At 74.4% G+C, this 1,702-nt stretch carries 1 protein-coding gene; it reads left to right on the top strand.

The features are described 5' to 3' along the window. The first annotated feature begins 121 nt into the window (after positions 1–121). Positions 122–1,201, top strand: coding sequence for an anthranilate phosphoribosyltransferase (gene trpD / locus ACFV9T_RS42705; protein WP_385449282.1), 1,080 nt, complete (start codon positions 122–124; stop codon positions 1,199–1,201). The last annotated feature ends 501 nt before the right edge of the window (positions 1,202–1,702 follow it).

The raw sequence follows: 1,702 nt of genomic DNA, 5'->3' as shown, positions 1-1,702 counted from the left end.
GGCCCGGACCTCGCGTCCGGACCGGGGCCCTGGTCTGTGCCCTGGTCTGTGCTTATGACCAGTGTCCGCGCGGATAGGCTGGGTCTGATCGAGCGCGGATCCAGCCACTCAGGAGCGGACCATGGACGTTGTGACCCCAGCCGGAGGCGACAGCACCGCGACGGCCCGTACCTGGCCGGACGTGCTCACCTCCCTCCTCGGCGGCCAGGACCTCAGCGCCGACGACACCGCGTGGGCCATGGACCGCATCATGCGCGGCGAGGCCACCGACGCCCAGATCGCCGGGTTCGCGGTCGCGCTGCGGGCCAAGGGCGAGACGGTCGCCGAGCTGTCCGGCCTGGTCCGCGCGATGTACGGGCACGCCAAGACGATCGAGGTGCCCGGGCGGACCGTCGACATCGTCGGCACGGGCGGCGACCGCGCCAAGACCGTCAATATCTCGACCATGTCCGCCCTGGTGGCCGCCGGTGCGGGCGCGCGCGTGGTCAAGCACGGCAACCGTGCCTCGTCCTCCGCGAGCGGCGCCTCCGACGTCCTGGAGAAGCTCGGCGTCAACCTCGACCTGAGCCCGGCGCGGGTGGCCGAGATCGCCGAGGAAGCGGGCATCACGATGTGCTTCGCGGTCAAGTTCCACCCGTCGCTGCGGCACGTCGCGGCGGCCCGCCGCGAGCTGGGCATCGCGACCCCGTTCAACTTCCTCGGCCCGCTGACGAATCCGGCCCGGGTGGCCTGCCAGGTGACGGGCGTCGCCGACGCGCGGATGGCGCCGATCATGGCCGGGGTGCTGGCCGAGCGGGGCTCCTCGGCGCTGGTCTTCCGGGGCGACGACGGTCTGGACGAGCTGACCGTGACCGCGACGTCCCAGGTGTGGGTGGTCCGGGACGGCACGGTTAGCCGGGAGACCTTCGACCCGCGCGACATCGGCTTCGAGCTGTCTCCGGTGGAGTCCCTTCGGGGCGCCGATGCCTCCCACAATGCGGACGTCGCCCGCCGCCTGCTCGCGGGGGAGACGGGCCCGGTCCGCGACGCGGTCCTCCTCAACTCGGCCGCCGCCCTGGCAACCCTCGACTGGGCCGCCGAGCCCGCCGGTACCCCCCTTACGTCCCGTATCGCGACGGCCGTCACCCGAGCCGCCGAGTCGATCGACTCGGGCGCGGCCCGCGAGGCGCTGGAACGCTGGGTCCGCGCGAGCAACGCGTAGCGCCCGCCGGGGGGTTAGCCCCCACCCCGCCCCTTCCCGAAACCGGGACTCCGCCCCGGACCCCGGGTGCGGCTCCGCCATGCGGGCCCCGGGGCTTCGTCACCGGGTGCGGGCCGGTGGCCGGGTTGTGCCCACCCGTTCCTCCCCCAGCTACCGCTGGGAGGTGCCCCCCAGCGGAACGATTGCCCACAACATTTCCAAGGCTCCGGCCGTCCCCAGCCCGACGAGCAAACCCGACCCCCGCCGGGCAGGCCCACCCCCGGGTGGGTAAGCCCAGCCCGGGCCGGGCAGGTCCACCCCCGGGTGGGTAAGCCCAGCCCGGGCCGGGCAGGTCCACCCCCGGCCGGGCAGGCCCAGCCCCGGGTGGGTAAGCCCACCCCCGCCGGGTAAATCCAGCCGCAGTCAGGCAAATCCAGCCTCTCCGGCGTTTGAGGAGCGGGGTGCAGGGGCGGAGCCCCGCGATGTGGGGAGGGGGGGTGCCCCGGGGGGGGACCGGGGGCG

This window comes from Streptomyces sp. NPDC059850, from assembly GCF_042731515.1.
Lineage (GTDB): Bacteria > Actinomycetota > Actinomycetes > Streptomycetales > Streptomycetaceae > Streptomyces.
Note: the sequence above shows the minus strand (reverse complement) of the source record. Positions and strands in the feature narration are given on the sequence as shown.